The organism is Streptococcus sp. DTU_2020_1000888_1_SI_GRL_NUU_041A (assembly GCF_032387735.1).
GTDB lineage: Bacteria > Bacillota > Bacilli > Lactobacillales > Streptococcaceae > Streptococcus > Streptococcus sanguinis.
On the sequence record NZ_CP135591.1, the window covers coordinates 2486741 to 2513052 of the forward strand.

Annotated in this window: 22 protein-coding genes; 7 read left to right on the forward strand and 15 right to left on the reverse strand. The window is 40.1% G+C overall.

Going from position 1 to position 26312, the window contains the following annotated elements; all coding sequences use genetic code 11:
- Position 1: 1 nt before the first annotated feature.
- The 5 genes from dnaB to mnmA all read right to left on the reverse strand — a co-directional run bounded on the left by dnaB (position 2) and on the right by mnmA (position 7202).
- A complete protein-coding gene (dnaB, locus tag RSK81_RS12370) occupies positions 2-1357 on the reverse strand; it encodes a replicative DNA helicase (RefSeq protein WP_002894241.1) in 1356 nt (451 codons plus the stop codon).
- Between the two features lie 26 nt (positions 1358-1383).
- The gene (rplI, locus tag RSK81_RS12375; protein ID WP_002894242.1) at positions 1384-1836 is read right to left on the reverse strand and encodes a 50S ribosomal protein L9; all 453 of its coding nucleotides are present in this window, start codon (positions 1834-1836) and stop codon (positions 1384-1386) included.
- Positions 1833-3854 (reverse strand): DHH family phosphoesterase, encoded by a 2022-nt coding sequence (locus RSK81_RS12380; RefSeq protein WP_315686986.1) that lies wholly within the window; start codon positions 3852-3854, stop codon positions 1833-1835. The genes rplI and RSK81_RS12380 overlap by 4 nt, the downstream gene beginning before the upstream one ends.
- 157 nt (positions 3855-4011) lie before the next feature.
- Positions 4012-5919 (reverse strand): tRNA uridine-5-carboxymethylaminomethyl(34) synthesis enzyme MnmG, encoded by a 1908-nt coding sequence (gene mnmG, locus RSK81_RS12385; RefSeq protein WP_315686987.1) that lies wholly within the window; start codon positions 5917-5919, stop codon positions 4012-4014.
- Between the two features lie 137 nt (positions 5920-6056).
- Positions 6057-7202, reverse strand: a complete 1146-nt coding sequence (gene mnmA / locus RSK81_RS12390) for a tRNA 2-thiouridine(34) synthase MnmA (protein WP_315687786.1) — start codon at positions 7200-7202, stop codon at positions 6057-6059.
- Between the two features lie 273 nt (positions 7203-7475).
- On the opposite strand from mnmA, the gene sdaAB reads away from it, so the two are divergent.
- From sdaAB to RSK81_RS12405, 3 genes are read left to right on the forward strand one after another with little or no spacing between them, the layout of a single operon-like run.
- Complete coding sequence (gene sdaAB / locus RSK81_RS12395; RefSeq protein WP_315686988.1) at positions 7476-8147, forward strand: L-serine ammonia-lyase, iron-sulfur-dependent subunit beta; 672 nt, start codon at positions 7476-7478, stop codon at positions 8145-8147.
- Positions 8148-8155: 8 nt separating this feature from the next.
- On the forward strand, positions 8156-9028 hold the full coding sequence (sdaAA, locus tag RSK81_RS12400) for an L-serine ammonia-lyase, iron-sulfur-dependent, subunit alpha (protein WP_315686990.1): 873 nt from the start codon (positions 8156-8158) through the stop codon (positions 9026-9028).
- A 51-nt stretch (positions 9029-9079) separates the two neighbouring features.
- Positions 9080-9727 carry an HAD family hydrolase gene (locus tag RSK81_RS12405; RefSeq protein WP_315686991.1) on the forward strand — a complete coding sequence of 216 codons (648 nt, stop codon included), beginning with the start codon at positions 9080-9082 and terminating at the stop codon, positions 9725-9727.
- A 135-nt stretch (positions 9728-9862) separates the two neighbouring features.
- Here the strand turns inward: RSK81_RS12405 and RSK81_RS12410 are convergent, their stop codons facing one another.
- The 8 genes from RSK81_RS12410 to yfmF all read right to left on the reverse strand — a co-directional run bounded on the left by RSK81_RS12410 (position 9863) and on the right by yfmF (position 17090).
- A complete protein-coding gene (locus RSK81_RS12410) occupies positions 9863-10453 on the reverse strand; it encodes a LysM peptidoglycan-binding domain-containing protein (protein WP_002894257.1) in 591 nt (196 codons plus the stop codon).
- Between the two features lie 210 nt (positions 10454-10663).
- Positions 10664-11458, reverse strand: coding sequence for an energy-coupling factor transporter transmembrane component T family protein (locus RSK81_RS12415; RefSeq protein ID WP_223338109.1), 795 nt, complete (start codon positions 11456-11458; stop codon positions 10664-10666).
- On the reverse strand, positions 11451-12290 hold the full coding sequence (locus RSK81_RS12420; protein WP_002927398.1) for an energy-coupling factor ABC transporter ATP-binding protein: 840 nt from the start codon (positions 12288-12290) through the stop codon (positions 11451-11453). Before RSK81_RS12420 ends, RSK81_RS12415 begins: the two co-directional genes overlap by 8 nt.
- Entirely contained in the window at positions 12266-13102 is an 837-nt protein-coding gene (locus tag RSK81_RS12425) for an energy-coupling factor ABC transporter ATP-binding protein (RefSeq protein ID WP_002927399.1), read from the reverse strand. Before RSK81_RS12425 ends, RSK81_RS12420 begins: the two co-directional genes overlap by 25 nt.
- 1 nt (position 13103) lies before the next feature.
- Complete coding sequence (gene pgsA / locus RSK81_RS12430; protein ID WP_002927401.1) at positions 13104-13643, reverse strand: CDP-diacylglycerol--glycerol-3-phosphate 3-phosphatidyltransferase; 540 nt, start codon at positions 13641-13643, stop codon at positions 13104-13106.
- 16 nt (positions 13644-13659) lie between these two features.
- The gene (gene rodZ / locus RSK81_RS12435) at positions 13660-14514 is read right to left on the reverse strand and encodes a cytoskeleton protein RodZ (protein ID WP_002927402.1); all 855 of its coding nucleotides are present in this window, start codon (positions 14512-14514) and stop codon (positions 13660-13662) included.
- A gap of 33 nt (positions 14515-14547) precedes the next feature.
- Positions 14548-15843 carry an EF-P 5-aminopentanol modification-associated protein YfmH gene (gene yfmH / locus RSK81_RS12440; protein WP_002927403.1) on the reverse strand — a complete coding sequence of 432 codons (1296 nt, stop codon included), beginning with the start codon at positions 15841-15843 and terminating at the stop codon, positions 14548-14550.
- A complete protein-coding gene (gene yfmF, locus RSK81_RS12445; protein ID WP_301280173.1) occupies positions 15843-17090 on the reverse strand; it encodes an EF-P 5-aminopentanol modification-associated protein YfmF in 1248 nt (415 codons plus the stop codon). Before yfmF ends, yfmH begins: the two co-directional genes overlap by 1 nt.
- Before the next feature lie 188 nt (positions 17091-17278).
- On the opposite strand from yfmF, the gene yaaA reads away from it, so the two are divergent.
- Together yaaA and recF are read left to right on the forward strand one after the other, a co-directional pair.
- Entirely contained in the window at positions 17279-17677 is a 399-nt protein-coding gene (gene yaaA / locus RSK81_RS12450; protein WP_002927406.1) for a S4 domain-containing protein YaaA, read from the forward strand.
- Positions 17678-17679: 2 nt separating this feature from the next.
- The gene (gene recF, locus RSK81_RS12455; protein WP_002927407.1) at positions 17680-18774 is read left to right on the forward strand and encodes a DNA replication/repair protein RecF; all 1095 of its coding nucleotides are present in this window, start codon (positions 17680-17682) and stop codon (positions 18772-18774) included.
- Positions 18775-18954: 180 nt separating this feature from the next.
- On the opposite strand, the gene guaB is transcribed toward recF, so the two are convergent.
- Together guaB and trpS are read right to left on the reverse strand one after the other, a co-directional pair.
- Positions 18955-20436, reverse strand: a complete 1482-nt coding sequence (guaB, locus tag RSK81_RS12460) for an IMP dehydrogenase (RefSeq protein ID WP_315686994.1) — start codon at positions 20434-20436, stop codon at positions 18955-18957.
- 205 nt (positions 20437-20641) lie between these two features.
- On the reverse strand, positions 20642-21667 hold the full coding sequence (gene trpS, locus RSK81_RS12465) for a tryptophan--tRNA ligase (protein WP_002894281.1): 1026 nt from the start codon (positions 21665-21667) through the stop codon (positions 20642-20644).
- A gap of 290 nt (positions 21668-21957) precedes the next feature.
- Between trpS and RSK81_RS12470 the strand changes: the two genes are divergently transcribed.
- Both RSK81_RS12470 and RSK81_RS12475 read left to right on the forward strand, forming a co-directional pair.
- The gene (locus RSK81_RS12470; protein WP_002899531.1) at positions 21958-23580 is read left to right on the forward strand and encodes an ATP-binding cassette domain-containing protein; all 1623 of its coding nucleotides are present in this window, start codon (positions 21958-21960) and stop codon (positions 23578-23580) included.
- 75 nt (positions 23581-23655) lie between these two features.
- Positions 23656-26241, forward strand: a complete 2586-nt coding sequence (locus RSK81_RS12475; RefSeq protein WP_002927412.1) for a YfhO family protein — start codon at positions 23656-23658, stop codon at positions 26239-26241.
- Positions 26242-26312 lie beyond the last annotated feature (71 nt).

Below are 26312 nucleotides of genomic sequence, written 5' to 3' on the forward strand. Positions count from 1 at the left end.
TTTATTCGTCCTCTCTTTTGGAAATACTTGAGAATTTATTATACTCTTTCTGGAAAATTAACTCTACTGTACCACGCGCCCCACTCCGGTTTTTCTCAATAATGACTTCAACCTTGTTGTTGGGAATGCCTTCTTCCTCCTCACCAGCCCGATCATAATAATCATCCCGGTAAAGGAAAGCAACGATATCCGCATCCTGCTCAATGGAACCTGATTCCCGAATATCAGACAGCACTGGTCGCTTATCCTGCCGCTGCTCTACGCCACGCGAGAGCTGACTCAGCGCAATGACCGGGACCTTGAGCTCCTTAGCCAAGATTTTCAACTGCCGGGAAATTTCCGAAACCTCTTGCTGGCGGTTTTCACGCCCAGTTCCCGTAATCAGCTGCAAATAGTCAATCAAAACCAGCCCTAGATTCCCCGTTTCCTGGGCCAGTTTTCGAGCCCGCGAGCGAATCTCTGTAATCCGAATCCCTGGTGTATCATCGATATAGATACTAGCGTTAGCCAGATTAGCTGTCGCAATGGTATATTTTTGCCACTCTTCATCTGTCAGTTGCCCCGTACGAATGGAATGAGAATTAATCACCCCTTCTGAAGCCAGCATCCGGTCCACCAAGCTCTCCGCCCCCATTTCCAGAGAGAAAATGGCTACAGTCTTATCCAGCTTGGTTCCGATATTCTGAGCGATATTGAGGGCAAAGGCTGTCTTTCCGACCGCTGGCCGGGCCGCCAAAATGATTAATTCTTCCTCATGCAGACCAGTCGTCATCTTGTCCAGCTCACGGTAGCCAGTCGCAATCCCAGTGATATCTGATGTCTGCAGAGACCGAGCCTCCAGATTGCCAAAGTTAAGATTCAGCACATCACGGATATTTTTAAAACCGCTGCGGTTAGCTGTTTCACTGACATCAATCAGAGCTTTTTCAGCTCCGGCAATAATTTCCTCTGACAGACGGTCACCATCGTAGGCTTGATTGATAGACTCTGTCAGACGCGAAATCAGCCGCCTTAGAATAGCCTTTTCTGCAACGATTTTAGCATAGTATTCAGCATTGGCAGAGGTTGGCACAGAATTGACCACTTCCACCAAGTAGCTGAGACCGCCGATATTCTGCAAGTCACCCTGACTGTCTAAAATATTGCGAACCGTCGTTGCATCAATGGCATCGCCGCGGTCAGCCAAGTCAATCATAGCCTTGAAAATCAAGCGATTGGCATACTTAAAGAAGTCAGCAGGCTCGATATACTCACGAACAAAGACCAGTTTGCTCTCATCAATGAAAATGGCTCCTAAAACGGACTGCTCCGCTAAAATATCCTGAGGCTGAGCTCGGAGTTCATCAATCTCTGCCATCGGTAAATCCTTCCTTCAAATCACTATTATCCTTCTTTAACCCGCAAACGAATCACCCCAGTTATATCCTGATAAATTTTCACTGGAACATCGATCAGACCAATGGAGCGAATCGGTGAGTCCACCTTAATATGGCGCTTGTCAATTTTAATGCCAAACTGCTTCTGCAGCTCTTCTGCTATTTTCTTGCTGGTAATAGAGCCAAAGGTGCGGCCGTCCGGACCAACTTTTTCAGTAAATTCAACAAGAGTAGCTTCTTCTGCTAACTTAGCCTTAATAGCCTGAGCTTCTGCCACTAGTTCAGCGTGGGCTTTTTCTTCAGACTTTTGCTTACCGCGCAGCTCACCGATAGCCTGCGCTGTTGCTTCCTTGGCTAAATTTTTCTTAATCAGAAAATTTTGAGCATAGCCAGTCGGCATTTCCTTGATTTCGCCTTTTTTGCCCTTGCCTTTTACATCTGCTAAAAAAATTACTTTCATACTTTTTTCTCCTCGTCTATTATTACTTCCTCTTTAATGACTTGATCCATAATTTCTTGATTCAACGACTGAAGGACCTCAGAAACTGTTTTACCTTCAATTTGAGCTGCCGCCAGATTGAAATGACCGCCACCGCCCAGCTTTTCCATAATTCGCTGAACGTTGATTTTGCTGCGACTGCGAGCCGAAATAGACACATAGCCTTTGGTATTCTTGCTCACGACAAAAGTAGCTTCAATTCCTGACATGGATAGCATGGTATCAGCTGCCTTACTGATGACAACCGTATCATAAGTGTTCTCCTCTGGACCAGCTGCTACAATGACATTTGGCAATATCTTCTTGCCATTTAAAATCAGCTCATTAATCGCACGATATTCCTCAAAATTCGTAGCGGAAATGTCCTGAATCACAACACTGTCACTGCCTCGAGTCCGCAGATAGCTGGCCACATCAAAGGTCCGACTGGTGACTCGAGATGAAAATCCTTTGGTGTCAAGCATAATCCCCGCCATGAGAATGCTGGCTTGCATCTTACTGAGACGATTCTTTTTAGAATTCTGGAACTGAATCAGCTCCGTTACCAATTCACTGGCACTGCTAGCCCCACTTTCGATATAGGCAATCACAGCATTTTCCGGAAAATCTTCATCACGACGATGGTGGTCCACTACGATAATCTGACTGAATTGATCAAAGAAATCCTTAGACAGAGTCAGAGATATCTTGGAGTGGTCAACCATAATCAAGAGCGACCGATTGGTCACCATATTTACTGCTTCAGAAAGCGGCACCAGATAATCAGCCCCTTCCTGCTGGAGCTTTGTAATGGACCGCTCAATGTCAGAAGCCATCTGAGACGGATCATAGACCACATAAGCTTTCTCAATGATATTACTAGCAAAGAGCTGCATACCAAGAGAAGACCCCAAGGCATCCATATCCAGATTTTTATGTCCGACTATAAAGACCTGATCCACACTCTTAATCTTATCAGAGATTGCAGTCATCATAGCCCGAGTACGGGTGCGCGTGCGCTTAACAGCTGACGCCGTTCCTCCACCAAAGAAGATTGGATTCATGTTGTCATTATTTTCTTTGACGACAGCTTGATCCCCACCCCGAACTTCAGCTAAGTTGAGGTTAAGCAGGGCGACCCGACCGATTTCATCATGATTGCCATCACCATAAGAAAAGCCCATACTGAGTGTCAGCGACAGCTCTCGATTTTTAGCTTCCGTCCGGAATTGATCAATGATAGAAAATTTATTTTCCATCAGCTGTTCCAGCACTGTGTAATCCGTAAAAAGATAGAACCGATCCATGCCAACCCGACGGTAAAACATATGAAACTGCTCAGAAAATTCTGCTACGAAGTTGGCCACAAAGCTATTGATATGACTGATATCCGTGTCTGAAACAACATCTTCCAAATCATCATAATTATCCACCGAGATAATCCCGATTACCGGGCGCGTTGTTACCAGACCAACAGTGGCTTCGTATTCATTGGATGCATCAAAAAAATAAAACACACTGGATGCACGGTCCAAGTAAACCGAATATTTCTTGTCTCCAACCGTAGCATAATGACCAGAGTCTGAATAAGCAGCCTTCATGATATTCTTGAGCATATCAGCATCAAAATCACCATCTTCGGTTGTAAAAATCAGTTCCGCATAGGGATTAAACCACTCTACATCACCATTATCTTCACTGATTTTAATGACACCAACTGGCATCTTATCCAGCAAGGAAGCGAGGCTTCCTTCTGCTTGATGATTGACATAATGAATCTGCTCAATCTCATCTAGCTCGGATACTCTCTGTTGCTGGATAAAAAGCACAATCAAAAGAGCCAGCACAAGCATGAGAGCAGCTAGCATGGCCAAACTATCACCAAAAAGCCTCAGACAGATGGCTAAGATTATAAAGGAAATTAGACCCGCCATCGCCAAGTGAATTGGGGCAAAACGAAATTTTCTCATCATAGACCTCTTATTCCGCCATTTTACCATAAATCCTAGAAAAAAGCGAATTTCTCCCAATAAGTAAAGCATTTAAGAAGGGTAAAGAAAGCGAAAAACAGCATTTCAAAGTTTACAACATTGTAAACCTCTTGTAAATTTACACAAAAAGGCTGCTTCTCAAAGGAAACTAAGCCTTTTACAAGAGTTACTTCGCTTGATTTTTAGAAATGCTTCTAGACTTGCCTTCTAAGTAAACCATCAAAATGGAAATATCTGCTGGATTGACACCAGAAATACGACTAGCCTGACCAATTGTTTCTGGATTGATTTTCTTAAACTTCTGTCGAGCTTCAGTCGCAATCGAGTCAATATCATCCCAGTCAATATTAGCTGGAATCCGCTTCTCTTCCATACGCTTCATCTTTTCAACCTGATCGAGAGCTTTAGAAATATAACCTTCGTACTTAATCTCTGTCTCAATTAGCTCGATAATCTTTTCATCAAGCTCCTCTGCCGCCGGACCAATGAACTGAACTACATCTTGGTAAGATACTTCTGGCCGTCGCATAAATTCTTTGGCAGTTACTGCATCCGTCAGAGGCTTAAAGCCAAGCTCTTCTACTTTAGCGTTTGTTTCCTTGACAGGTTTTAGTTTGATGGATTCCAAACGCTTCATTTCATTGTCAAACTGATTCTTTTTAATCTCAAAACGAGCCCAGCGCTCATCATCAACCAGACCAATTTCTCGTCCCATCTCTGTCAAACGCATATCTGCATTGTCATGACGGAGAATCAAACGGTACTCAGCTCGGCTGGTCAAAAGTCGATAGGGTTCTACGGTCCCCTTGGTCACCAAATCATCAATCATGACTCCAATGTAACCATCACTGCGCTTCAAGATTAACTCCGGCTTCCCTTGGATCTTCAAGGCCGCATTAATCCCAGCAATAATCCCTTGACCAGCGGCTTCTTCATAACCAGAAGTTCCATTGGTCTGACCTGCTGTAAAGAGCCCTGAAATTTTCTTAGTTTCCAAGGTTGCCCGTAACTGGTGGGGCATGATCATATCGTACTCAATGGCATAGCCTGTCCGCATCATCTCAGCATTTTCTAAACCTTTGATAGAGTGAACCAAGTCCTTTTGTACATCTTCTGGCAGACTGGTTGACAGCCCCTGCACATAAACCTCTTCTGTATCACGACCCTCAGGTTCTAAGAAAAGCTGGTGGCGTTCCTTATCCGCAAAACGGACAATCTTATCCTCGATTGACGGGCAATAGCGAGGGCCCACACCCTTAACGATACCTGAAAACATAGGAGCCCGGTGCAGGTTATTTTGGATAATTTCGTGACTTTCCGCATTGGTATAAGTCAACCAGCAAGGCACTTGATCTTTCACATAGTCCTCATCACGAGAAGTGTAAGAGAAATGATTGGCCTTTTCATCACCTGGCTGAATTTCAGTCACATCATAATTGATAGATGATGCCTTGACACGCGGTGGCGTTCCTGTCTTAAAACGACCAATTTCAAAACCTAGATCCCGCAGATTATCAGCCAAAGGAATGGCTGCTAGACTATGGTTAGGACCAGATGAATACTTGAGATCACCAATGATAATTTCTCCCCGCAAGGCTGTTCCAGTGGTAACAATGACAGCTTTAGCTGCATATTCCTGTTGCGTCGCTGTCTTAACCCCAATGACCTTACCATCTTCTACCAAGATTTCATTAATCATGGTTTGCCGCAGAGTCAGATTTTCTTGATTTTCGACAGTCTTCCGCATTTCTTTGGAGTAGACTTCCTTATCCGCCTGCGCCCGAAGAGCCCGAACAGCGGGTCCTTTACCAGTATTGAGCATTTTCATCTGGATATAGCTCTTGTCAATATTCTTGGCCATCTCTCCGCCCAAAGCATCTACTTCACGAACGACAATGCCTTTTGCAGACCCTCCGATAGATGGATTGCAGGGCATAAAAGCCAGCATCTCAATATTGATGGTTGCCAAAAGAACTTTACAGCCCATTCGACTGGCAGCAAGCGATGCCTCAACCCCAGCATGCCCTGCTCCAATCACGATAATATCATAACTTTCAGTAAAATTGTGTGACATTTCTTTTTCCTTCATTTTTTCACCAAAAAAGGCCAATTCTCTAGAAGTGCAGGACAAAAAAGCCTGCAACATCCATGAGCTTTGACCATCATAGGTATTGCTTATCTTATTGTAGCAGATTGAGCTAGATTGTCAATCTAAATGTACTGCAAGACTTGACCATTCTTATAAGCTCTGTCAATCAAGCCTCCACCCAGGCACTCATCTCCATCATAGAAGACGACTGCTTGACCTGGAGTAATAGCCCTTTGTGGTTTATCAAAGTTGACAACAGCCTTGTCACCCTTTACAGTAACTGTCACCTTGGAATCCGGCTGACGATAACGGAACTTAGCTGTACATTCCATAGTAAATTCTTCTGGCATTTCTTTTGTGAAATGAACCTGACTAGCGTCAAGACTGGTTGACATCAAATTGTCATGGTAAAAGCCCTGACCGACATAAAGAATATTTTGGCTGAGATCTTTTCCAACCACAAACCAAGGCTGATTATCTCCCCCGTGCTGACCACCAATTCCAAGACCACCTCGCTGACCAATAGTATAATACATCAAGCCAGCATGCTGGCCCATATCTCGGCCTTCCAAGGTCATCATGCGACCCGGCTGAGCTGGTAAATATTGACTCAGAAATTCTTTAAAATTCTTCTCACCAATGAAGCAAATACCTGTCGAGTCTTTTTTCTTAGCTGTAGCTAAACCAGCTCTTTCAGCAATTGCTCGAACTTCTGGTTTTTCTAAATGACCCAGAGGAAACATAGTCTTTTGCAGTTGTTCCTGTGATAGTTGGCTTAGGAAGTAAGTCTGATCCTTATTGTTGTCCTTGCCACGCAGCATGTGAACCAAGCCATCTTGGTCTCTCTTCACCTGAGCATAGTGACCCGTTGCAACGTAATCAGCGCCCAGTGTCAAGGCATAGTCAAGGAAGGCTTTAAACTTGATTTCCTTGTTACACATGACATCTGGATTTGGAGTCCTACCAGCTCGGTATTCCGCCAAGAAGTATTCAAAAACACGTTCCCAGTACTCTTTCTCAAAGTTGACAGAGTAGTAAGGAATGCCAATCTGGTCTGCAACAGCTGCCACATCCTTGTAGTCTTCTGTGGCTGTGCAGACACCAAATTCATCTGTGTCGTCCCAGTTTTTCATGAAGATACCAATTACATCGTAACCTTGCTCTTTCAAGAGCAAGGCAGTTACTGATGAATCGACACCTCCGCTCATACCAACAACGACACGAGTCTTAGAGTTATCACTCATTGTGTTCTCCCATCTTTTCGTTATTTCACGATTGAAGGTCGTGCTGTGCTTCAACGATTGAAGGTCGTTTGAGCAAGCCCTATTATAGCACGAAAGGATTAGGAAAACAAATCAGAAATTTAACTAAATTTATTATCTGTAAAGAATGTTTACAATGTTGTAAATTTATTGATTTTCTCGTTTACTTTCCTCTCTAACAAAATTTTATAATATCCACTTTTAATTCATTTAAAAAATCAGCAGAAAGCCCTTAACTTTGTTATAATGAAAATAATAAATAAGCTGCAAGGAGAAATCATGACTTCACTAAGATTTCACTCTGTTTTTGATATTATCGGACCTGTGATGATAGGTCCATCAAGCAGCCATACGGCAGGTGCCGTCCGTATTGGAAAAATTGTCTCCTCTATTTTTAATGATGATCCTACGGAAGTAGAGTTCCAGCTCTTTAACTCTTTTGCCAAAACTTACCGAGGTCACGGAACTGACTTGGCTCTTGTAGCAGGGATTTTAGGTATGGATACAGATGATCCAGAGATTCCTAACAGCCTTGAAATCGCCCATAAACGCGGTATCAAGATTGTCTGGACGATTCAAAAGGATAGCAATGCTCCCCACCCCAATACGACAAAGATTACAGTCAAAAATGACCATAAAACAATCAGTGTGACTGGAGTCTCTATCGGTGGCGGCAACATTCAAGTAACGGAGCTGAATGGATTTTCAGTATCTCTGAGCATGAATACTCCGACCATCATTATTGTCCATCAAGATGTCCCAGGTATGATTGCCCATGTCACCGAAGCTCTGTCACGCTACAATATCAATATAGCTCAGATGAATGTCACTCGTGAGAAGGCTGGGGAAAAAGCGATTATGATTATTGAAGTTGACAGCCGCAGCTGTGAGGAAGCCATCGATGAAATTCGCAATATTCCTCATCTGCATAATGTAAATTTCTTTAAATAGGAGAAAATATGTTTTATTCCATCAAAGAATTGGTAGAGCAAGCTGACTTGGATTACCAAGGAAATGTTGCTGAATTGATGATTGCTACCGAGTATGAATTGACTGGTCGTGAAAGAGATGAAGTCCTGCGGCTAATGCATCGCAATCTGGAAGTCATGAAAGCCTCTGTCCTTCTTGGACTCGATGAGAGCAAGTCTCGAAGCGGATTGACTGGTGGTGACGCAGCAAAACTTGATCATTATATCCAGTCAGGAAAGGCTTTATCAGACCACACTGTGCTGACTGCTGCAAAAAATGCTATTGCTGTCAATGAGCATAATGCTAAAATGGGCTTGGTTTGTGCCACACCAACGGCCGGCAGCGCTGGCTGTCTGCCAGCTGTTCTTACATCTGCTATTGAAAAATTAGGACTCTCAGAAGAAGAACAGCTAAACTTTCTATTAGCTGCAGGCGCTTTTGGCCTAGTTATTGCCAATAACGCCTCAATTTCAGGTGCTGAAGGTGGCTGTCAAGCTGAGGTTGGCTCTGCTTCTGCTATGAGTGCAGCTGCTTTAGTTCTGGCTGCTGGAGGTTCACCTTTTCAAGCCAGTCAAGCTATTTGTTTTGTCATCAAAAACATGCTGGGCTTGATTTGTGATCCAGTAGCTGGTCTGGTGGAAGTTCCTTGTGTCAAGCGAAATGCTATGGGAGCCAGTTACGCCTTTATTGCAGCTGATATGGCTCTTGCAGGAATCGAGTCTAAAATTCCTGTTGACGAAGTTGTTGACGCCATGTATCAAGTCGGGTCAAGTCTGCCTACTGCTTTCAGAGAAACAGCTGAAGGTGGTCTAGCTACAACACCGACAGGTCGCAGACTTTCAAAAGAAATCTTTGGAGAATAACCTTGACAAATTTGTCAAGTAGATTTACTAGATAGTAAAAAAGGAGACAAGATGAGCCATTTGAAATATATCTTCTTTGATTTGGATGGAACCTTAGTTGACAGTTCAAAGGGCATCCAAAAATCCTTTGAATACAGTTTTAAACAACTTGGAAAAGAGTGCCCTGAAGAAAATATTATAAAAAGTTTTATGGGGCCTCCTCTGGAAGTAAGCTTCGCTTCTGTTCTTGAAGAAAGCCAAGTTCCAGAAGCGATTAACTATTATCGTAGCTTCTATAAGGAAAAAGGCATCTGGGGCGTTCGCCTCTATGAAGGGATACCAGAATTACTGACACAGTTAAAAGAAGCTGGTTATAAAATTTATGTAACAACGAGTAAGAATCAACCCACAGCACAAGATTTATTAGCAAATCTAGCTATCTCTGAGCAATTTGATGATATTTTTGGCTCACTGCCAGATTCATTTCACAAAGCAGATGTTCTGCTCCGAGCTCTGCGAACACTAGATGCAAATCCAGAAGAAACCATAATTATAGGCGATACAAAGTTTGATATAATTGGCGGTAAAGAAGTAGGAATCTCAACTCTAGGAGTCCTTTGGGGCTTTGGCAGCCAAAAAGAGTTACTAGAAAATGGAGCAGATTTCCTGGCTCATTCTCCCAAACACATTTTAAAAATATTAAACGAACACTTTTCATAACTTTACATAGCTGTCAATCTAGATAAGATTGTTATCTTTAAATCTTTATCTACACTACCATTTTTTGCTTATAAATTGTCAATTTTATGTAAACTAAAAAAACCACAGGGATTCTGTGGTTTTTTTAGTTTTATCTTAGTAACCCCAAGCTGAAAGTCCTTGAGCACTATAGGCGCTATATGCTGATTGGATTTGATCATCAACAGTAGCTGTTGAACCCCAACCTGGCATTGTTTGGAAAAGACCACTAGCACCTGAAGGGTTGTAAGCATCTACTTGACCATTTGATTCACGGGCAATGATAGCTTCCCAAGTTGATGCAGGAACACCAGTCATTTCTGCCATACGTGATGCTGCATAAGAACCAGTTGCACCAGCGGTATTACCATTGCTAAGTACAAGGCCTCCTGAAGTTGCTGCTGAATTAGCTGTTGCTGCAGGTGCTGCATAATTATTTACGGGAGTTGCAGTTGCTGCTACGCTTGTTTCAGACGTTTTGGCACTATTTCCAAGTTCCAAGATTTGACCAACACGGATGTGATTTGGATCTGCAATCTTGTTTAACTCTACTAATTTCTCAAGAGTTGTATTTTTTTCGTTAGCAATAGCTGATAAAGTATCACCGGCTTCAACTGTATAGGTCTCAGCATTTGCAATACCTGAAACCAAGAAAGCCGCTGCAGCGACTGCACCTGTTAAAGTCCATTTTGCTGTTTTTTTGTTCATTAAAATGTAATTCTCCTTTCGGTGATAATACTATCTTACACATAAAATATTACCAAAAAGTTACATTACCAAGTCAAACGTTACAAGAACATTTAGTTTAGACGTTAAAAACAGACTTTTAGAGCTTTTTTGCCAAATATTTTCTTTGACCAAGCAAAAAATAGACAAGTTTAACTTATACTATTCTCTAAAAACACTTTAAACAATAGGTCAGTTTTTCAATATATAAAGCAGAACACCTAATATAAGTAAGCTAATAATAGCCAAGCTGTCATTTCTTTTCCATGCCAAGCGGCGAAAACGTGTCCGGCCTTCACCTCCATTATAACCGCGCGCTTCCATGGCAATTGCTAGAGCATCTGCCCTTTTAAAACTAGAAGCAAACAAAGGGATTAGAATGGGAATAATAGATTTAACCTTTTGAACAAGCTTTCCCTCGCCAAAGTCAACACCACGCGCCCTCTGGGCGTTCATAATCCGAGTAGTATCATCCATCAACGTTGGAACGAAGCGCAGGCTCATAGAGAGCATCAGACCAATCTCATGTGCTGGCACTTTGAAAACCTTCAGTGGTTTCAACAAAGACTCAACCGCATCGGACAAGCTTAAGGGCGTCGTTGTCAGAGTCAGAAGAGTAGAAAAGAAAATAATCAGAATAAAGCGGCTAAAAATAATTCCAGCCTGTGACAGTCCTAGTTCTGTAATTCTGATAAAAGCGAATCGAAAGATTGTGGCCCCTCCAGAGGTTAAAAACAGCTGGAACAAGGTGGTAAAAGCTATGATAAAAACCATGGACTGGATACCCTTTAAAAAGAACTTCAAAGGAACCTTAGACAGCAAGACCAAACTAAAAACGAAAACAAACAACAGCAGATTGGTCACAAGATTATTAGCCCAGAAAATTAATAGAATAAAAAGAAACATCGCCAGCAACTTGCTCCGCGGATCCAAACGATGGATGATTGAATTTCCGGGAATATAGCGACCTAAAATCAACTTATCCATGCAAGATCTCCTTGAATTCTTCAATTGTAATAGGATAATGCGAGAAATTCATCCCTTTCTCCGCCAATTCGTGAGCAAATTTTGTAATCTTAGGAACACCCAATTGAATACTCTCCATAAAATCCAAATCCTGAAAGACCTGAGCAGGCTGACCGCTCTTGACTACTCTGCCCTTATCTAAAACATAGACTGTATCAGCAAAGTTGGCTACATCATCCATTAGGTGTGTTACCAAAACAATGGTCATACCGGCACGATGCAGCTCTTCAAAGAGCCTCATCAGTTCTTTTCGACCGGATGGATCAAGTCCTGCTGTCGGCTCATCCAAAACCAAGATATCGGGCTCCATGGCTAGTATACCAGCGATGGCTACCCTACGCATCTGGCCACCAGAAAGTTCGAAAGGACTGCGATTGAACAAATCCTCAGAAATCCCGACCAAGTGTAGCTTTTCACGCGCCAAAGCTTCCGCTTCTTCCTTAGAAACACCAAAATTCTGAGGACCAAAAGCCACATCTTTCAAAACTGTTTCATCAAAAACTTGACTTTCCGGAAATTGAAAGACTAGACCGACCTTCTTGCGCACCTGTTTAATGTCTTTATTGACAGAATCAGCTGTGATGACTGTACTGCCTACTTCAACACTACCCTGATCGGGAACCAGCAAGCCATTTAAAAGCTGAAGAATGGTTGACTTACCGCTGCCAGTATGCCCGATAAGAGCTGTATAACTGCCCGATTTTATCTCCAAATCCACTCCAAAAAGCGCTGGTCCCTCAAAAGGAGTGCCAGCTTGATAAGTATAACTTACATTTTTGAGAGTAATGCCCATAGTTGATCCTGCAATTCTTTTTCTGTTAAGTAAGAGTCTGGCAGAGAAAGCCCTGACTGACGCAAAGCCGCCTTTACCTGATTAACAAATGGCTGATCCAATCCTAGCTCTTCCAAATCTTCTCGAGAAAAAAGCTCTCTCGGGGTAGCGGTAGACTCAACCTGACCCTCTTTCATGACCAAAACACGGTCGCTTAAGGCTATTTCATCCAGGTCATGAGTGATAGAGATGACGGTCAGCTGATTCTTATCTTTAATTTTTTTCACGGTCTGGATAAGATCCAAACGTCCCTCTGGATCTAGCATGCTAGTTGCTTCATCCAAAATAATAATATCCGGTCTCAGAGCTACCACACCTGCAACAGCTACCCGCTGTTTTTGCCCTCCGGAAAGACGAGCTGGTTCACGCTCCTTAAAATCCTGCATGCCGACAAGCTCTAATGCCTGCTGGACTCGCTCTACCATCAGATCATAGTCCAGCCCTTGATTTTCCAAACCAAAGGCTACATCGTCTTCTACAGTTGCACCGACAAACTGATTATCTGGATTTTGGAATACCATGCCAATCTGTCGACGTTTTTCCCAGACGTTTTCAGCTGTCAGCTTATCGCCTGAGATAATAATATCTCCGCTTTCCGCTTCTAAAAGGCCGTCAATCAAACGAACAGTGGTTGATTTTCCACTGCCATTATGACCGACAATAGACAGCCATTCCCCTTTTTTTACCTGAAAAGAGACATCATTTAAAGTGTAATTCTCAGACTCACTATCGTATTTGTACTTAAGATTTCTTACTTCGATGATATTTTCCATATTATTTAAAGGTGTCTTTAAAGAGATAGGCACTTCCCTTGAAGTAGTCATATCCAGAATAAATCGTAAAGATTAAAGCAATGTACAGAAGGATTTGTCCTAAGAGAGTCCAATGAATCAGTAGAAAAATAATAGCAAACATCTGCGTGAAGGTCTTGATTTTACCAGGCATAGCAGCCGCCAAGACTGTACCGCCTGTTTCTACTAGAAGCAAGCGCAGACCTGTTACTGCCAATTCCCGGCAAATAATAATAGCCACAACCCAGGCAGGAGCCATTTTCATCTCGATCAACATGATAAAAGCAGACATCACTAAAAGCTTATCAGCCATGGGATCAGCAAATTTACCAAAGTTTGTTACCACTTCCCACTTTCGAGCCAAATAACCATCTAGGTAATCAGTTATACTGGCAAAAGCAAAGATAAAAGCTGCCAATATATGCATGGCATAAGAATGACCGAATGTTAAAATCACAACAAATACAGGGATTAAAGCAATTCTAACAAGGGTTAAGGCATTTGGAATATTTTCTTTTTTCATGGGATTCTCTTCGTTTTTATCCTTTCGTAATGTTCAAACTAATGGTTCCACTATCGCTAGTCAAAGCCGAAGTATCTAGTTTTTGTCCTTCTATCGTCACAGTTGCTCCTTTAACAGGTGCTAACGTAATAAGATACTTATTGCCTGGCTCAAGAGAAACCGTCTGGCTTGATTTTTCAGGAGATAAGGTGATACCTTCGGCTAGTTCTGAATCGCTTATGCTTACCAAATTGGTCGTTTGCTCCACAGAAACGGTCACTTTGACAGGCTGACTTGCTCCGCTATACTCAGCAATCAAATTCTCTCCGCTTCCACTAACTGTCAATTTGCTAACTGAGGAAGAAACTGACTTAGAATCAACCGAAGAAAAGGAACTCTTCTGACTGTTAATGCTTGTAGAGGAAACCAGACTATAATTGCTGTTAGATGCTTTGAAACTTACCGAATTAGTATGAGCATAGTTCCAAATATAGTATGCAACGAAAGCTGCAATAGCTGAAGCCAATAAGAGAAAATAGAACAAGGGCAGAAAAGAGCTTTTATTTTTATTTTTTCTGCTCCTGAATTCCTCATCTGCTGCCAGTGCCACTTCATCAAAGACAATCATCTCACCAGCTTCGTAAGCCTCCAGAATAATGGATTCATCCAAATCTACAGCCCAAGCATATTTCCGTAAGAAGCTACGGGCATAGAAAGGACTAGGAAGCAAATCATAGTCATTTCGTTCCAGCGCTTCCAGCAAATCCTGCTGGATATCTGTCTTTTTTGACAATTCCTCTAAGCTCAGCCCTTGATTGGTTCGGGCAAGCTTCAACACTTCTCCTATCGTTTTTTTTCTCATACTTACTTTTCCCTTTTTTCTATTCTTCACTATTTTAACAAAATTTTAAAAACGATTCTGGAATTATTTTGGAAAAATAGTAAAATCTGTCATATCACACTGATCGATAAATCGATGACCTAGTTTTATCACATCATTCAGGCTGATGTCCTGTAAAATTTTTGGCAAATCAAACAGATTCTCACCCGTCAAATGCGGTTCATATTGGGTTGCAATATACTCAAGCGAGTTTAAACCGTGCAGAAAATCACCAAACATCTCGCTTTTAATCGTATCCAAGTGCTCTTCTGTCACATCCGGATCCTTGTCAAAATTCTTGATGGCTGAGCGAAACTGATGAGAAAGTCCCACCGGTTCCTGAGTGTCCATCGTCAGCATGACAAAGTGAAAATCTTTTTCTACTTCCACTTCCAGCGTTAAAGAATTATCCATTTTCCCACTTTCATAGAGGGACTGGAAACGCTTGGAAGTCCAGCCAAACATCATGGCAAATAAGAGTTTCAAAGTGATTTTATAGCGATACAACTCCGATTCATCAACAAAGTCTGTTCCCCGAATCCCAACTGCCAGTTTTGGACTAGCTACCTCCATTCGGTAGGTGTCCGTTGATACCACTGGGTGAAGACTAACAGGAATTTTTTCAATCGGTTCCGAACTCCCAGCAAAAATTAATTTTGCCTGCTGTTCTGCAATCTCTGCAGCTATCTGTTCCAAATCAAAATTACCAATCACAAACAAAGTCATATTAGAAGGATGATAAAAGTTACTGAAATTTTCCTTTAAATTTTCGACGGTAATCTCAGAGATAGACTCTTTCGTTCCTGCAATGTCTTCTGCCAGAGGTGTTTGAGGATAGAGATTGGCCAAGGCTCCAAAAAAGAGACGATAATCCGGATTATCTTGATACATTTCAATTTCTTGGCCGATAATATCCTGTTCCCGCAAAATGGATTCTTTTGTGAAATCAGCCCGATGAACCAGTTCTTGTAAAAGCTGTAGGTTTTCTGAAATATTATCCGTTGCAGAAAATAGATAGCTAGTCCGAGTAAAGCTTGTAAAGGCATTACTCTCAGCACCTAACTTAGTAAATTCCAGCAGCAAATCCTTTCCCTGCGGGCCTTCAAAAAGCTTATGTTCCAAAAAATGAGCTATTCCAGCCGGATATTGAGTGACCTGCTTGGTTTCACGTGAAACAATCCCAGTATCCACTGAACCAAAATTAGTTGAGATAATCCCATAAGTTTCATTAAAATCATTTTTAGGCAGAAGAAAAACACGCAAACCATTTGCCAAGACTGTCTGATAGACAGTTTCTCCCACTGCTGAATAATTGATTTTTTCTAGCACTTCTCCCTGCATTATTTTCCTTCCATAAAGTAAATAGCTTGTAATTTTAAGAGGCCAGCTGACTTGATAATATCATCCTTATGAACCTGTTCCAAAGCTTCCAGCCAAGCTTCAAGAGATAAGAATTTGTTCCCTAAAACAGAAGCCATATAAGCTCTCTCCAAGATTGTATTCTGTCGATCCTGAGCTAACAATACTGAATTTCTCAGCATTTTCTTGGTTTGATTCAGTTCTTCCTGACTAAAATTCCCACGCTTCAAATCAACAATCTGTCGGTTGATTAAAGCAACTGTTCTGGTCCGATTACTGCGGTCAATACCAGCGTAAATCCGCATCATTCCTGAAAAAATATCAAAATTGCTAGAAATTGTATAAGCCAGCCCTTCCTTTTCACGAAGATTGACAAATAATTTCGAATGGGCAAAGCCACCTAGCAAAGCATTTAAAACGACCAAAGGCAGGTGCTCACTCTCTCCGTACTGAATAGGGAAGTGATAGGCCAACTCAATAATTGACTGATGGACATCTTTCTGCTCCAGTCCTTCTCGTAAAACATTGGAATATTCTTGCTGATAAACTAACTGAAGTTCTTGTTGGCGAGGTGCAAAATTGAAAGATTGAATTTTCTCCCGAACAGCCACTTCATTAAAGTCCCCAATAAAGAAAAAGTCAATCTGATTTTCCTGAAGCATCTCCTGAAAAGCAACAAAACTGCTTGCAGCTGTCTCTTTCTGGATTAATTCAATTGTCCCAACACGAGGCATCTGCATTTCCTCTTCTTCATAAAAGAGTTTGTCTAATTCTCGATGAGCATGATAAAAATGATTCTCAATTTCTGCTTCCAAATCATTCAAGATATTTTTCTTCTCAATTTCAAAAGCAGATTCATCAAAAGCGTCTTGACTTACCAATGGAGAAAACAAGCTGGCTTTCAAAAAATCAAGCATGGCATCTGTCAGGACATTCTTGCGACTCAAAAATTTATCCCGCACAAAAGAAAGATTGATATCTAAATAATGGACCAATCCTCTCCTTGAAAGACTCGTAGAATAATCAGCACCATACAAATTGGCCAAACGCTCCCTGAAGGCCTGCGAAGTAGGATAAACCGCATTGACAGTTTCTAGCATGCTTGCTGTTAAAACCCGACCAGCTACTGTTTCTTTGGACATAGGCGCTGAAAAACGAACCCTAATTTTGTTTGTTTTAAATTTTTCTGATTGAATAAAATGGAGACGAACTCCTTTAGTGATTTCCATGACGCCCCTCATACTGAATAATATAGACTACTATTATATCATGAAATGCCTCTGATTTGTTTGTTCTACCAAGCTTTTTGCTGATTAAAACGTTTTCTGATAACAGGAGGAAATTTTCGAATTTTATCCAAAGCACCTCAGTACTTTTTACTAACAAATATGGTATAATGACAGGGTTGAGGTGAAATATGGAATATAAATTATTTGATGACTACATCACGCTACAAGCCCTTTTAAAAGAAACAGGAATTATCCAAAGCGGCGGAGCAATTAAAACATTTCTAAGTGAATATCCAGTTCTTTTTAACGGTGAGCGAGAAAACCGCCGGGGAAAAAAACTCCGTGTCAATGACACGATTTCCCTTCCCAAGCAAGGAATTGAAATTAATCTGACAGCTCCTAGTCAAGAAGAAATTCTGCAACACCAAAAAGAAATCGCAGAAAAAAAACGAGTTGCTGAACTTGTCAAAGCCATGAACAAGGATTTAAAAAAATCGCAGACTTCTAAAAAAGAAAAGCGTAGGAATACAGGGGTACCTAAAAAGCAGAAAACTACTAAAAGCCCTGTTCGCTTCCCTGGTATCTAATCATGTGGCTGCAATCATTAAAAATCAAGCATTTCCGAAATTATCAGGAAGCTGATATTGACTTCCATCCTGGTTTAAATGTCTTTCTAGGCCAGAACGCACAAGGTAAAACCAATATTTTAGAAGCTGTTTATTTCCTAGCCTTAACAAGAAGCCACCGCACACGTTCAGATAAGGATTTGATTCATTTTACAGAAAATGATCTCCTTGTCTCTGGCATCTTAGAAAAAAAGACTGGTAAAGTTCCCCTTGACATTAACTTGACACCAAAAGGTCGCATCACAAAAGTCAATCACTTGAAACAAAGTAAATTATCAGACTATATTGGAACTATGAATGTTGTTCTTTTTGCTCCTGAAGATTTACAGTTGATTAAAGGTTCTCCCAGTCTACGTCGTAAATTTATAGACATTGAGCTTGGACAAATCAAGCCTGTCTATCTATCAGATTTATCCAATTATAATCATGTCCTTAAACAACGCAATTCCTATCTGAAAGCTAATGATAAAGTTGACGAAACTTTCTTGACTGTCCTTGATGAACAGCTGGTTGACTATGGCTGTCGTGTCATAAAGCATCGGTTGGATTTTTTGCAAAAATTAGAAAGCTTTGCCCAAGACAAGCACTGGGACATCTCTCAAAATTTGGAAAAATTGACTGTCAAGTATCTGTCATCTATTCCTTTACACCAAATTGACAATTTAGAAGAAACTTACCGCTCTTCCTTAATAAGCAGCCGTAAACGCGACCTATTCAAAAAAAATACAGGTGTTGGTCCCCATCGTGATGATATTGCTTTTTTTATCAATCAAATGGATGCCAACTTTGGTAGTCAAGGTCAGCATCGCAGTCTTGTTTTATCACTGAAACTAGCCGAAATCAAGTTAATAGAAAGCATTACAAAGGAAACACCTATTTTGTTGCTTGACGATGTAATGAGCGAACTTGACAATAACCGTCAACTAAAATTATTAGAAACTATCTCTCAGGATATTCAAACTTTCATCACTACAACAACTTTAGAACATTTAAAAAATCTTCCACAAGATATTAAAATTTTCACCATTCAGCAAGGACAAATCATGTCTCAATCCTAGCATTACACAAACTTTACGTTTTTGTAAATTTCATTTACAAAATATTGCTTATAGTGTAAACGAATTATATCGAATTGTTATTAGAACAGCTTTTATAGTCTTTTAAATTGTAAACATATGTCAATTTAAATCGTAAATTTAAAACGAGGTTAGGAAAAATTCCCAACCTCGTTTTATTTTTTATTGAACTGAATAGTTAGGGGCTTCATTTGTGATTTGTACATCATGAGGGTGGCTTTCCTTTAATCCAGCGCCACTCATCTCAATAAACTGAGCATCATCGTGAAGTTCTTGCAGATTTGCAGCACCAACATAGCCCATTCCAGAGCGGATACCACCCAGCATCTGGAAGACAATATCTGCAGCAGCTCCCTTATACGCCACACGGCCTTCAATTCCTTCTGGAACTAGTTTATTAGCTTCATTAACAGACCCTTGGAAGTAACGGTCACTAGAGCCCTTCTTCATAGCGGCGATGGATCCCATACCACGGTAAGTCTTAAATTTCCGACCTTGGAAGATTTCCGTCTCGCCTGGCGCTTCGTCTGTTCCTGCAAACATTGAACCTAACATAACAGCATTTCCGCCTGCAGCCAAAGCCTTGACAATATCTCCAGAATACTTAATTCCACCATCAGCAATGATGGTTTTTCCATATTCACGTGCCACAGCAGCTGCATCATAAATAGCAGTTACTTGAGGAACACCAACACCAGCAATGACACGGGTTGTACAGATAGAACCAGGACCAATTCCGACCTTAACAACATCCACACCTGCATCAAAAAGTGCACGCGCACCCTCAGCAGTTGCAATATTTCCAGCAATCAAGGTGCGATCAGGGAAATGAGCACGAATCTCAGCAATCTTGCGCAAAACTCCAGCTGAGTGGCCATGAGCAGTATCAATAACAATCGCATCTGCACCCGCTTCAAAGAGAGCTTCTGCACGTTCGAAAGTATCTGAAGTAACACCGACAGCACCAGCGACCAAAAGACGACCAAACTCATCTTTAGCAGCATTTGGAAACTCAATAACCTTTTCAATATCTTTAATGGTAATCAAACCCGAAAGACAGCCCTTATCATCAACCAAAGGCAACTTTTCAATCCGGTGTTCTTGCAAAATACGCTCTGCAGTTCCCAAATCTGTTCCAACAGGCGCCGTTACAAGATTCTCACTGGTCATATGGCGAGAAATAGGTTGGTCATAGTCAGAAATAAAACGCAAATCACGATTAGTTAGAATCCCTACTAACTTACGATTTTCAAGAGTTTCTACAACAGGAACACCACTGATGCGGTAACGTCCCATTAGCTCATCTGCTTCAGCAATCGTATGCTCTGGCGTTAGGAAAAAAGGATCAATAATAACGCCATTCTCAGAACGTTTAACCTTTCGAACTTCATCGGCCTGTTGCTCAATAGACATATTTTTGTGGATAACTCCAAGACCGCCAGCACGGGCAATAGCGATAGCCATCTGACTCTCTGTAACAGTGTCCATAGCGGCAGTAATGATTGGGATATTCAAGGTCAAATTCTCAGCAAGCTTGGTACTCAAATCAGCATCATTGGGCAGTACATGGCTTTCAGCAGGAATCAGAAGCACATCATCAAAGGTAAAACCTTTTTTCAAAAATTTAGTGTCCCAGTTAGACATCCACAGTTTCCTCTTTTCCTTCTTATTTGAACTAATACCCAAAGAAAATTGAAGTTCAGTTTTCTTTGAATAAGAGCTGGTTTTTTTGTTGTTAATATCATACCATTCTATAGGAAATTGTCAATCATTATTACACAAAAAATAAAAACCATCATTTTTGAAACTAAAAACGATAGTTTTTGTGATTTATAATCAATAATGTTCGTTATTTAAAATAATTAATCCCCATCGCAGACTTCACTTCCGAAAGAGTCTGAGCGGCAGTCTGACGTGCCTTATCACATCCTTCTTGCAGCATCTGATAAACCTGTCCCATGTCTTTAGCAAACTCCACACGACGTTCACGAATCGGGCCTAACTCTCGCTCTAAAATTTCTAACAGATAGCGTTTGGTTTTGACATCTCCCAGACCACCTCTTTGATAATGCTCTTTCATTGCAGCAATATCAGCAGCATCTTCGGGGCGGCCAAAAACATCCAGATAATGAAAGACCATATTTCCCTCAACTTTTCCAGGATCTTCCACTCTGATATGATTTGGATCTGTATACATGCTCATAACTTTCTTTTGCAGAATATCCATATCATCTGCCAGATAAATACCGTTATTAAGAGATTTAGACATCTTAGCATTGCCATCCAATCCAGGCAAACGTCCAGCTGCTTCATTTTCAGGATAAATCCCTTCCGGTTCTACTAAAACATCTGTCTGATAAGCGTGGTTAAAGGAACGAACAATTTCCCGAGTCTGCTCAATCATAGGCTTTTGATCATGTCCGACTGGTACAAAATTAGCTTTAAAAGCAGTAATATCTGCTGCTTGAGAAATTGGATAAACTAAAAACCCAGTCGGCAAACTTTCACCAAATCCTTTTTGCGCAATCTCAGTCTTGACAGTAGGATTACGCTCAAGACGAGCCAATGACACCAAATTCATGTAATACATTGACAACTCTGCCAACTCAGGAATCTGACTTTGAATAAAAATAGTCACCTTTTCAGGATCCAATCCAGCCGCTAGATAATCTAAAGCTACATTACCAATAGACTCAACAATTGTCTGAGGATCCTTTGCATGATCTGTCAAAGCTTGCTGATCAGCCAAAAATACGAACATCTCATATTTACCCTGATCCTGCAAAAGCACGCGGTTCCGTAAACTTCCTACATAATGACCAATATGCAATTTTCCTGTCGGACGATCTCCTGTTAAAATAATTGGTTTAGTCATTTATTACTCCTCAATTTATAATGAGTTCATTATATCATTTTCAATGAAAATGAGAAAGAAGTTTCTAGAAAAAAGCAAAAAATCCAGTTTTTACAGCTTGATTGACATCCCTTTACAATATTTGTAAACCTAATTGACAAACCATTCTGGCTGGAAAAACTAAAAGTCTTAGTTCATTCTATTCTCCTTTTTTCTTTCGGCTTCGTTTTTTTCTTTTTATCTCAGAATTATTTGAAAAAAGTTCTGTTTTCTAGTAAAATGAAGAAGATTATATATATAGGAGAAAGACATTGCTTACAGTATCAGATGTATCACTGCGTTTCAGTGACCGAAAATTGTTTGATGAAGTCAACATCAAATTTACAGAAGGAAATACTTATGGATTGATTGGAGCTAACGGTGCTGGAAAATCAACCTTTTTAAAAATTTTAGCTGGCGATATCGAGCCAACAACAGGCCACATTTCTCTAGGACCAAATGAACGTCTTTCAGTCCTTCGCCAGAACCACTTTGACTATGAAGAAGAACGGGCTATTGATGTTGTAATCATGGGAAATGAGCATCTCTACAACATCATGAAAGAAAAAGATGCTATTTATATGAAGCCTGATTTTTCTGATGAAGATGGTGTACGTGCGGCCGAGCTTGAGGGAGAGTTTGCTGAACTAGGTGGCTGGGAAGCTGAAAGTGAAGCCTCTCAATTATTGCAAAACCTCAATATTCCGGAAGATCTTCACTACCAAAATATGAGCGAGCTCTCTAACGGAGACAAGGTCAAAGTACTCTTAGCCAAAGCCCTTTTTGGTAAACCTGATGTCTTACTTCTGGACGAGCCAACTAACGGTTTGGATATTCAGTCTATTACTTGGCTGGAAGACTTTCTTATCGATTTTGACAATACAGTTATTGTTGTATCCCACGACCGTCACTTTTTGAATAAAGTCTGCACTCATATGGCCGACCTTGACTTTGGAAAAATCAAACTCTATGTTGGAAACTATGATTTCTGGAAAGAATCAAGTGAACTAGCGGCTAAGCTGCTCGCTGACCGAAATGCCAAAGCAGAAGAAAAAATCAAGCAACTTCAAGAATTTGTTGCTCGTTTTTCTGCCAATGCTTCAAAATCAAAACAAGCAACTTCTCGTAAAAAGATGCTTGACAAGATTGAATTAGAAGAAATTGTTCCATCTAGCCGTAAATACCCATTTATCAGCTTCAAAGCAGAACGTGAGATCGGTAATGATCTCTTGACAGTGGAAAACCTTTCTGTCAAGATAGACGGAGAAACTATTCTTGATAATATTAACTTCATTTTACGTCCTGGCGATAAAACAGCTTTGATTGGTCAAAACGACATCCAAACAACAGCTTTAATTCGTGCTTTAATGGGTGATATTGAGTATGAAGGAACTGTCAAGTGGGGTGTCACAACCAGTCAATCTTACCTACCAAAAGATAATTCTCGTGACTTTGCTAGTGGTGAATCAATCCTTGACTGGCTGCGTCAATTTGCTAGCAAAGAAGAGGATGACAACACCTTCCTCCGAGGTTTCCTTGGACGCATGCTTTTTTCTGGAGATGAGGTTAACAAGTCTGTCAATGTCTTGTCAGGAGGAGAAAAAGTTCGGGTTATGCTATCTAAGCTGATGTTGCTTAAATCCAACGTTTTAGTCTTGGACGATCCAACCAATCACTTAGATTTGGAATCAATCTCCAGCTTAAATGATGGCTTGAAAAACTTCAAAGGATCCATTATTTTTGCCAGTCATGACCATGAATTTATTCAAACCTTGGCCAACCATATCATTGTCCTATCTAAAAATGGTGTGATTGACCGCATTGACGAAACCTATGATGAATTCTTGGAAAATCAAGAAGTTCAGGCAAAAGTTAAAGAACTTTGGAAAGATTAATTCCTTGTCAATTTACGTTTACAAAGCTTTACAGAGGCATGAAACAACGTTTCTGCCTCTTTCTATATAAGAAATATGAATCACATTAAAGAATATTTTAAAAAAAATTGGCCTTATTTTTGTGCCTTCTTTCTTCCATTTTTCATCATGTTCTTTGTCTACTTGATGTATGGAATTTACTGGAATAGCGAAACGTCTCCCTTGCTTGGTGACGGCTTTCATCAATATGTCATTTTTGATACCAACCTAAGAAATATTCTTCATGGCACAGATAGTATTTTCTATACTTTCTCCAGTGGACTTGGACAGAATTTCTATGCTTTATCCAGTTATTATTTAGGTAGCTTCCTATCTCCTTTGGTTTATTTCTTTGATTTGAAATCAATGCCAGATGCCGTCTATCTATTTACCTTAATCAAGTTCGGATTAATTGGACTTTCTACCTTTATCAGTATCAAAGGAATATTTAAAAAGATTCCAACTTTACTCATCATCACTCTTTCAACTTCATTTTCTTTAATGAGTTTTTCAGTCAGTCAATTGGAAATTAAAACCTGGCTAGATGTGTTTATCCTTGCACCTTTGATAGTCCTAGGTTTACATAGGTTGATAACTGGAAAAGGCAGAGTACTATACTTTACAACATTGTCAATTCTCTTCATCCAAAACTATTATTTTGGATATATGATGGCGATCTTTTTGGTCTTTTGGTACCTTCTTCAATTATCTTGGGATTTCAAAAATAGAATTAAAAGTTTACTTGACTTTACAGTCGTATCTGCTTTAGCAGGTCTTACTAGCCTAATCATGATTCTACCAACTTACCTAGATATAAGTACTCATGGTGAAACCTTAACAAAAGTTTCGTTATTGTTGACAGAAAAAAGTTGGTTCTTAGATGTGTTTGCTAAAAATTTTATTGGGAGTTTTGATACAACCAAGTATGGTTCTATCCCTATGATTTATGTCGGCACCTTCCCATTGATTCTGGCTATCTTATTTTTTACCTTAAAATCTGTTAAGTTTCACGTGAAACTTTGCTACTTTTTACTTATTGCAATTTTCATAGCTAGTTTTTATCTTCAATATTTAGACTTACTTTGGCAGGGAATGCATGCTCCGAACATGTTTCTTCATCGTTATTCTTGGCTATTTTCTCTGATAGTTATCTATATGGCTGCTGAGACTTTAAATCGTTGGAAAGATGTGAAAGTAATGAATGTTGCCATTAGTTTCACTTTGCTCAGCCTCGGATTCATTCTTACTTTTATTCAGAGAAAACATTATGACTTTTTGGCTCCTGAGAATTATATTCTAACATTAGAATTTCTGCTGGCTTATCTCTTGATTAGCTTTGTCTTAGCAAAATCTTCGATTCAACCAAAAATCATTCTCCCTGTCTTGCTTTTCTTTGTTACTTTTGAATTGTCGCTTAATTCCTATTATCAAGTTGGAGGAATTGCTAAAGAATGGGTATTTGCCACTCGTTCTTCATATTCCAGTCACCTTGACGAGATTGACAAGCTTGTCAATTATTCCAAAAAGGAAAATATTGACTTTTTTAGAACTGAAAGATTGAATCCACAAACGGGAAATGACAGTATGAAATTCAACTACAATGGAATTTCCCAGTTCTCATCTGTCAGAAATACTCAGGCAAGTTCTACTTTAGATAAACTTGGTTTTAAATCAGCAGGAACAAATCTGAATCTACGTTATCAAAACAACAGTATTTTAATGGACAGTATTTTTGGTGTTCGCTACAATCTATCTGAGACAGATCCTCAAAAATTTGGTTTTCTTCCTGAGAAAACTGAAAAAGAAATGTCTCTCTACCAAAATGATGCTGCTCTTGGTTTAGCTTTTCTGACCAATGATGTTTACCATGATGTCAAGTTTACAAATTTGACTTTAGATAATCAGACAGAATTTTTGAATCAATTAACTGGCTTTGATTTTAAATATTATGATAAAGTAGATGCTATAACTACTAATGAAAATGTCAAACAAATTGGTAACAGAGTGACTGTGGATGTTGACAGAGAGCATAATACAAGCTTTGCTAGTGTAATCTATACTGTCAATGTACCTGCTAACAGTCAACTATATGTTAATGTTGCTGGGATTGATTTTAGTAATGATGATCAAACAGATGTTGACATTACTGTCAATAACTTTACAGAACGTTATACAACTAATAATGTATTTCCTTTCTTTAATGCTGGCTATTTCAGTCAAAGTCAGACAGTGTCTGTTCGCTTTACATTCCCAAACAATTCGACAGTTTCATTTGATACGCCAGAATTTTTTGCTGTTAATACTGAGCAATATCAAAATGTCATTCAAAAATTAAAAGAGCAGCCCGTTTCCACAACTACTGATTTAAACACAGTAAAAACAAACTATAGAGCGGAAAAGGATACTTCATTATTCTTTACCATTCCTTATGATAAGGGATGGTCAGCCACTCTTAATGGGAAGCCTGTCACACTAAAACGAGCTCAAAACGGCTTTATGAAATTAGATGTGAAAAAAGGAGAAGGAAAAGTTGTCCTCACTTTCATTCCTAATGGGCTGAAAGAAGGTGGCATTGCCTTCATATCTGGCATAATCTTATTTGTTTGCTATAATTTTCTACGTAGAAAACGGCAGAGAATGTAAATATATCAAAAAAACAGCTCCTTACCAATATAAAAAAATAAGGCTCTTCATTAAAATGTGAACCGCACCCC

Coding starts and splice junctions, on each gene's coding strand:
- dnaB (WP_002894241.1), bottom strand. CDS start 1,357: ATGGCAGAGATTGATGAACTCCGAGCTCAGCCTCAGGATATTTTAGCG.
- rplI (WP_002894242.1), bottom strand. CDS start 1,836: ATGAAAGTAATTTTTTTAGCAGATGTAAAAGGCAAGGGCAAAAAAGGC.
- RSK81_RS12380 (WP_315686986.1), bottom strand. CDS start 3,854: ATGGTAAAATGGCGGAATAAGAGGTCTATGATGAGAAAATTTCGTTTT.
- mnmG (WP_315686987.1), bottom strand. CDS start 5,919: ATGTCACACAATTTTACTGAAAGTTATGATATTATCGTGATTGGAGCA.
- sdaAB (WP_315686988.1), top strand. CDS start 7,476: ATGACTTCACTAAGATTTCACTCTGTTTTTGATATTATCGGACCTGTG.
- sdaAA (WP_315686990.1), top strand. CDS start 8,156: ATGTTTTATTCCATCAAAGAATTGGTAGAGCAAGCTGACTTGGATTAC.
- RSK81_RS12405 (WP_315686991.1), top strand. CDS start 9,080: ATGAGCCATTTGAAATATATCTTCTTTGATTTGGATGGAACCTTAGTT.
- RSK81_RS12410 (WP_002894257.1), bottom strand. CDS start 10,453: ATGAACAAAAAAACAGCAAAATGGACTTTAACAGGTGCAGTCGCTGCA.
- RSK81_RS12415 (WP_223338109.1), bottom strand. CDS start 11,458: ATGGATAAGTTGATTTTAGGTCGCTATATTCCCGGAAATTCAATCATC.
- RSK81_RS12420 (WP_002927398.1), bottom strand. CDS start 12,290: ATGGGCATTACTCTCAAAAATGTAAGTTATACTTATCAAGCTGGCACT.
- RSK81_RS12425 (WP_002927399.1), bottom strand. CDS start 13,102: ATGGAAAATATCATCGAAGTAAGAAATCTTAAGTACAAATACGATAGT.
- pgsA (WP_002927401.1), bottom strand. CDS start 13,643: ATGAAAAAAGAAAATATTCCAAATGCCTTAACCCTTGTTAGAATTGCT.
- yfmH (WP_002927403.1), bottom strand. CDS start 15,843: ATGCAGGGAGAAGTGCTAGAAAAAATCAATTATTCAGCAGTGGGAGAA.
- yfmF (WP_301280173.1), bottom strand. CDS start 17,090: ATGGAAATCACTAAAGGAGTTCGTCTCCATTTTATTCAATCAGAAAAA.
- yaaA (WP_002927406.1), top strand. CDS start 17,279: ATGGAATATAAATTATTTGATGACTACATCACGCTACAAGCCCTTTTA.
- recF (WP_002927407.1), top strand. CDS start 17,680: ATGTGGCTGCAATCATTAAAAATCAAGCATTTCCGAAATTATCAGGAA.
- guaB (WP_315686994.1), bottom strand. CDS start 20,436: ATGTCTAACTGGGACACTAAATTTTTGAAAAAAGGTTTTACCTTTGAT.
- trpS (WP_002894281.1), bottom strand. CDS start 21,667: ATGACTAAACCAATTATTTTAACAGGAGATCGTCCGACAGGAAAATTG.
- RSK81_RS12475 (WP_002927412.1), top strand. CDS start 23,656: ATGAATCACATTAAAGAATATTTTAAAAAAAATTGGCCTTATTTTTGT.